The sequence below is a fragment of the Methylotenera sp. genome (assembly GCF_029945535.1).
Classification (GTDB): Bacteria; Pseudomonadota; Gammaproteobacteria; order Burkholderiales; family Methylophilaceae; genus Methylotenera.
Window position 1 is genome coordinate 153,110 of sequence record NZ_JAQSCU010000008.1, and the last position, 6,418, is coordinate 159,527.

Sequence of the window (6,418 nt, forward strand, 5' to 3'; positions counted from 1 at the left end):
ATTACTTACCAAGCATGCCAGCTAATTTACCTGAAAGCATACCAAATATTGCACCAATAATTGTAGAAACAATGACTAGCAGCACTGGATTAGTCAAGTTCATTGCCGTTGCGTTACCTGCCGTACCTGCAGTTAAAGCCAAGCCAGCGGTTGCTGCATAGCCATACACGTTTGCAGGAACAACTGACAGTAAGGTATTACCTGCCACAATCACCAGTACGAACACAGTCACTGCAATAATAACAGGTGCAGCTAATGTGCCCAAGGCAGCCAACATTCCAGAACTCACTAGATATAAAGCAACACCTGCAATTACTGCACCAAAAGACATACCAGCGATTGTTTTTTGTAATGCTGCGCTATCGCCACCCGTATGAAAATAACAACCCCATGCAATAAAGCCAACCCATACTAAAGCAATTGGCGCAGCTCCACCCAACGGACCCAATGCTAAAAATGCCCATACCCCACCTAAAACAGCAATACTTAGTGCTAATGCAGTTAATTTCGACATACTTTTCTCCTAATTTTTATATTGAGTAGCAAGTTTTTCGAACAGCAACGTCATACGCTGGGCTTATTGGAATAGTGCAAATTTTGCCTTAGTCGTATAAACGCTAGGGGCATACTGAATGATTTTTACAGAAATGTAAACTTTTTTGAAGGGGTTTTTAGCACTAATCTAGTGCCAAAACCATGCTAATTGAGAAAACGCCTAATAATTTAGGTGTTTTTTGGTGCGTAATTCCAGTTTTTGGTCGAATAGTCCCAGTTCTTACGCCAAGCACCAAGCACCAAGTTAGGGTACTGCGGCTTGCCTAAACTACCGTTATATCGACCTAAAGCACGATATAAATCACCATGCTCGATATCAATATAATGCCTTAGAATTGTGCAGCCATAACGTAAGTTAGTACGTAAAAGGAATAAGTTATGGTCTGTTGCACCAATGCTACGCGCCCAAAATGGCATCACCTGCATAAATCCTCGCGCACCAACTGAAGATAATGCGTATTTCTTAAAGCCACTTTCCACCTGAATCAAACCTAATACCATTTGAGGATCCAGCCCTGCACGAGTCGCTTCATAGTGAACAGTACGAAGTAAATCTTCACGATAATTAGTATCAGGAATGCGTTTTTGCAAGCGTCTTGACATCTCATTCAGCCAAGCTTCACCTTCTTCTGGGCTGGCAAAAGTGAGCGTTGGAACGGCTTTATCACTAATGCTGCGCTGCATCATCGCTTTTACGCTATTTGATAACGGCTCTTCAATCTGCGCACCAGCATAGCTATTGATTGAGGCCAAAGCTCCAATCAATGTCAGCAAGCAGATTTGAATATTTTTAAGCATGTTTGATTATAGTGCCACTTTTTGCATAAATTCAACTACATTATTCAATGAAACCATCTGCGCTTCCGCATCAGTTCTACCTTTATATTCCACTGTGCTATCTGCCAAGCCGCGCTCACCAATGACTAAACGGTGTGGAATACCCATCAAATCCGCCTCGGCAAACATCACACCTGGGCGCTCGCCTCTATCATCTAGCATCGCCTCGATGCCTACAGCATTCAAATCAGCGTATATCTTATTCGCCGCTGCTGAAACCGCCTCTGACTTATCATAACCAATCGGGCAAATTGTCACGGTAAACGGTGCCATGCTTTTTGGAAAGATGATTCCGCGCGCATCGTTGCCTTGCTCAATTGCCGCACCGACAATACGTGAAACGCCGATACCGTAACAACCCATTTCCATTACTTGTGTTTGACCACTTTCGTCAAGATAAGTGGCATTCATTGCCTCAGAATATTTAGTTCGCAACTGGAATATATGCCCAACTTCAATACCTCGGCAAAGTGACAATGTGCCTTTACCATCTGGGCTTGCATCGCCTTCCACCACATTTCTAATGTCCGCGACTAAACTTGGCTCTGGTAAATCGCGACCAAAATTAACACCGCTTAAATGGTATTTTGGTTTATTCGCACCACACACAAAATCACTCATCGCCGCGACTGTTCTATCTGCAATCACCCGCACATGTGCGCCAACGCCTACTGGGCCGATAAAACCTGGTGGGCATTTTAAGTTCTCACGGACTTCTTCTTCTGTAGCGAATCGGAAGTCATGTAAACCTTCCAATTTATTCACTTTAATTTCATTCATGCGGTGATCGCCACGAATAAGTAATAAATTAAACTGTGTGCTGCCATCCTCAAGCGTTGCGATTAATGCCATGGCTTTAATCGTACGATCTAAGCCTATGTTGAGTAATGCTGCCACCTCTTCACAAGAGGTTTGTTTTGGCGTTTCAACATCTTGCATCACTTCTGTTGCGGCGCCGCGCACACTAGGCGCAACTGCTTCGGCCAACTCTACGTTGGCTGCGTAATCAGACGTATCACAATACGCTAAGCCATCTTCACCTGAATCAGCAAGCACATGAAACTCATGAGAACCATCACCGCCTATAGCACCTGTATCGGCTTTTACTGCACGAAACTTTAGACCTAAGCGATTGAAAACATTGCTATACGCTTGATACATATTCGCATACGTAGTTTCTAGAGAGGCAAAATCGGTATGGAAAGAATAAGCATCTTTCATCATAAATTCACGCGCGCGCATCACACCAAAGCGTGGGCGAATTTCATCGCGAAATTTAGTTTGTATTTGGTAGAAATTAAGTGGTAATTGCTTATAACTGCGCACCTCTGAACGTGCGATGTCAGTAATCACTTCTTCATGCGTTGGACCAAAGCAAAACTCACGTGAATGGCGATCGGTAATTTTGAGCATTTGTGGACCAAATACTGCCCAGCGACCGGTTTCATCCCATAACTCACGGGGTTGTACTGCGGGCATTAACAACTCTAAAGCGCCAGCCTTATTCATTTCGTCGCGCACGATGGTTTCAACTTTACGCAGCACACGCAAACCTAGCGGCATCCAGCTATATAAACCAGAACCCAAACGCTTAATCAGTCCTGCGCGTACCATTAGGATATGGCTTGGCAACTCTGCATCGTTTGGAGCTTCTTTTTGTGTGTTGAAGAAAAATTGTGAGGCGCGCATGGTGGTATCAAATCTGAGCAAAAATCAAAGACCGAATTTTACATTTAATCAGTCATTTAGTCAGCAATAGTTATAACGCATTATTGAGCCGCGCTACAGCCATAGAAATCTAGTGACGACGAACTGGGCTGTCCGCAGGAATATAGCCTGACTTCCAAAGCTCAAACGGCACTATCGTTGCTGGTACGCCATTATCATAAAACCAGCTATCCACCGCGAAGCGTTCGCCTGTGGCTTTTTCATGCATCACCGCGGTGGTATGCGGCCAGCCATTAAAAAAGAAGCTTCTTGTGCGCATATCTTCGGCTTCATGCAATTTAATCAAGCCGTAATATTGCATCAAATGCATATAAGTCGTGGTGTTAATTGCCTCATCATTGCAATCTAACTGATCTGGAAATTTTGAATTACTGAAAGTGCCTGCGCGGTCACCTGATGTGCCTATCTTAGCGCCGACAATTATTTCTAACATGCCTACAGCATCGGCAATCTGCTGACGTTCAAGTGTTGCATCATCTGTCTTGAATGCAAAAACAGAGACCACTTGAGTCCATTCTTGCGTGTTAATGGAGACATGCCTAATTTCAGCGCAACCTCCGCCAAAACAAACATCTAAACCACCTAAAGTTGGCACTTCGCGATAAATTTTTGATATGTCAGAGAGTGCGGCTGTTGCATCAAACGAAATCAATGATAAACAAACAACACTAAATAACAATAGGCGCATTACTTAACTCATTGGTGTTTTCTGAGCCTGAAGGAAAATGTCGATCTAAATGTTCGGCTATTTTTGCAATGCCTTGTAAAACGCCAAGCTCAAAATCACCGTGCTTGAAGTGCTTTTCCATCTCGCGACTGATTTGCTCCCATCCCTCAGTGCCCACATAATGATGAATGCCTCGGTCAGCGACAATTTCAAAGTCATGATCAGCCAACAACAAATAAATTAACACGCCGTTATTTTGCGCGGTATCCCACACATGAAGTTTTGAGAAAATCTCGATGGCACGCTTTTTAGCCGATACCTGTCTAACAATATCAAACGCATGCAAATTCGATTCAACCACAAAACAAATTTCACCAAAATGTGTTTTTTCACTGGCTGCAATCGCGTTTTCTATGCGCTGCATTGATTCTTTTGGAAAGTATTTTTTAACAATACCGGGCAAAATAAATAAGTGTTTAGCTAACCGTTTCAAGCGTTTAAATGACATCACCAATCTCCTGACGCGCCACCGCCACTAAACCCACCGCCGCCACCGCTAAAGCTGTCATTTCCGCTACTGCTACCAAATCCACCGCCACCAAAACCGCCACTGGAATATGTTCCGCCACCGCGCGTGCCATCAAAAATATAGGGCATGATTAAGGTAAAAACAAATGCCATGATGCCAACAAAAATTGACATGCCTAAGGTACCTAAAATGAACCAAGACACGCCGCCAATGATGCCTGCCGTAGCACCCGCGCCAAAAAATCGACCTAAGACTGAGCTGAGAAAGGCACCAACTACCACGCAACCGATGACAAATAGCGCTAAGCTATTATCAAAGCTCATATTGGCATGATTGGCTTGAGGTGGAGGCGGTGCAAGCTTTTCACCATTAACCAAGCCCATCAATGTATCTGTAGCTTTATTAATTCCACCGTAGAAATCGCCCTGCTTGAAACTTGGTGACATTACCTCATTGATGACCCGCTTCGCAATTAAATCTGGAATCGCGCCTTCTAAGCCTTGCCCAACTTCAATCCGCATTTTATGATCATTTTTAGCCACTAAAACAAGAATGCCATCATCTTGTTTTTCGCGACCTAGTTTCCAAGCATCGACCACCCGAATACTATATTGCTCAATTTCTTCTGGCTGGGTGCTAGGCACAATTAACACCGCGATTTGACTACCTTTTTCCAACTCAAAAGCCTTAAGCTTTGCTTCCAATTGGCTTTGCTGATCTGAAGTAAGAGTTTGCGTTAAATCTGTGACGCGTGTTTGAAGTGCAGGGATAGCAACGAGTTCAGCATGCAGATTACACGTTGCAAATAACAGCATTGTGCAAACTGCAAACAGAGTCGCTTTAATGTGAGTAATCACTTACTGCTCATTTAAAATGATTAGTAAAATTACAGAGGCTATTTCTTGTCACCAAAATCAACGGTTGGTGCGACTGAAATCGCTTTTTCATTTTCAACAGTGAATGATGGTTTAGTTTTATAGCCAAACATCATTGCCGTTAGATTTTGCGGGAATGAGCGTATTGCAATGTTGTAAACTTTAATCGTTTCGATGTAACGATTGCGCGCAACAGTAATGCGATTTTCAGTGCCTTCAAGCTGTGCTTGCAAGTCTCTAAAACCTTGGTCTGCTTTTAAGTTTGGATAGTTCTCAGAAACCACCATTAATCGTGATAAAGCACTTGTTAACTGACCCTGTGCCGCTTGAAATCTGGCAAAAGCCTCTGGGTCATTCAGCAGTTCTGGCGTGACTTGCATACTACCTACTTTTGAACGTGCCTCAGTCACTTGTGTCAGCACCTCTTTTTCATGTTCTGCATAACCTTTCACTACATTCACCAAGTTAGGCACTAGGTCGGCACGACGCTGATACTGATTAAGCACTTCTGACCAACTGGCTTTTGATTCTTCATCTAGCGACTGAAAGTTGTTGTAGCCACAGCCACTTAGATTCAACAAAAGTAAAACTGTGAATAGCTTTAAGTAAATTTTTTGCATGTTCATTCCTTATGAATAAATCAAATTTAAAGACTCGTTGTAATGATATACATAACACCGAGATATATTCTGTACTAATTAGATTGCGCCTTATGCACTACATTTCAAGACCTTACAATTCTAGCTGATTTAACTATTTGCAACTTTTAAGTCTTGTAAAATTTGCAGCCCCATACATAAATCACGCCAGACTTTTGCTTTACCTGCAGGATTTTTTAATAGGTGCGGCAAATCATAAGTAGCGATTAAAGTAACGCCATGCAGTTGATGCAACTTGCCACTTAAGTGCGCGATTGGCTCAGCGGATTGCAATATCGCTTGTGCGGTTGCCTCGCCCATCGCAATCAACAACTTTGCTTGCATATCTTTGATAGACGCTAAAATATCAGATGAAGTTTCAGCAGGCTTGGTTTTAATTCGTAGTGCTTTGCAAATATTTTGAAATAACTGTAACTCTTCTGCGTTCATTGCGGAGTTTGGCAGCACAAATAAGTAATCGCCGTTTTCACTGGCAATTTGGGTGAATATTGGCGACTCAATAGGCACAGTCGTTAACGTTTCTAGGGGTTGCTCTACATTTGCCAATGTCTCTTGTACAGTATCTGCC

Annotated in this window: 8 protein-coding genes; all 8 read right to left on the reverse strand. The window is 43.0% G+C overall.

Translation table 11 applies throughout. From position 1 onward, the window contains the following. Position 1: 1 nt before the first annotated feature. Positions 2-514 carry a DUF1097 domain-containing protein gene (locus PSU72_RS02940; RefSeq protein WP_300430496.1) on the reverse strand — a complete coding sequence of 171 codons (513 nt, stop codon included), beginning with the start codon at positions 512-514 and terminating at the stop codon, positions 2-4. A 209-nt stretch (positions 515-723) separates the two neighbouring features. Then, on the reverse strand, positions 724-1,353 hold the full coding sequence (locus PSU72_RS02945) for a lytic transglycosylase domain-containing protein (protein WP_300430498.1): 630 nt from the start codon (positions 1,351-1,353) through the stop codon (positions 724-726). A gap of 6 nt (positions 1,354-1,359) precedes the next feature. Further along, entirely contained in the window at positions 1,360-3,081 is a 1,722-nt protein-coding gene (locus PSU72_RS02950; RefSeq protein WP_300430500.1) for a proline--tRNA ligase, read from the reverse strand. Between the two features lie 109 nt (positions 3,082-3,190). Further along, on the reverse strand, positions 3,191-3,808 hold the full coding sequence (locus tag PSU72_RS02955; protein ID WP_300430502.1) for a hypothetical protein: 618 nt from the start codon (positions 3,806-3,808) through the stop codon (positions 3,191-3,193). Beyond that, complete coding sequence (locus PSU72_RS02960) at positions 3,789-4,295, reverse strand: TPM domain-containing protein (protein WP_300430504.1); 507 nt, start codon at positions 4,293-4,295, stop codon at positions 3,789-3,791. The genes PSU72_RS02955 and PSU72_RS02960 overlap by 20 nt, the downstream gene beginning before the upstream one ends. Then, the gene (locus tag PSU72_RS02965) at positions 4,295-5,173 is read right to left on the reverse strand and encodes a YgcG family protein (protein ID WP_300430506.1); all 879 of its coding nucleotides are present in this window, start codon (positions 5,171-5,173) and stop codon (positions 4,295-4,297) included. The genes PSU72_RS02960 and PSU72_RS02965 overlap by 1 nt, the downstream gene beginning before the upstream one ends. 38 nt (positions 5,174-5,211) lie before the next feature. Further along, positions 5,212-5,811: a LemA family protein gene (locus PSU72_RS02970; protein ID WP_300430508.1), complete on the reverse strand. Its 600-nt coding sequence runs from the start codon at positions 5,809-5,811 to the stop codon at positions 5,212-5,214. Positions 5,812-5,940: 129 nt separating this feature from the next. Next, a partial coding sequence (locus tag PSU72_RS02975) for a hypothetical protein (RefSeq protein ID WP_300430510.1) occupies positions 5,941-6,418 on the reverse strand: 478 nt, incomplete at its 5' end.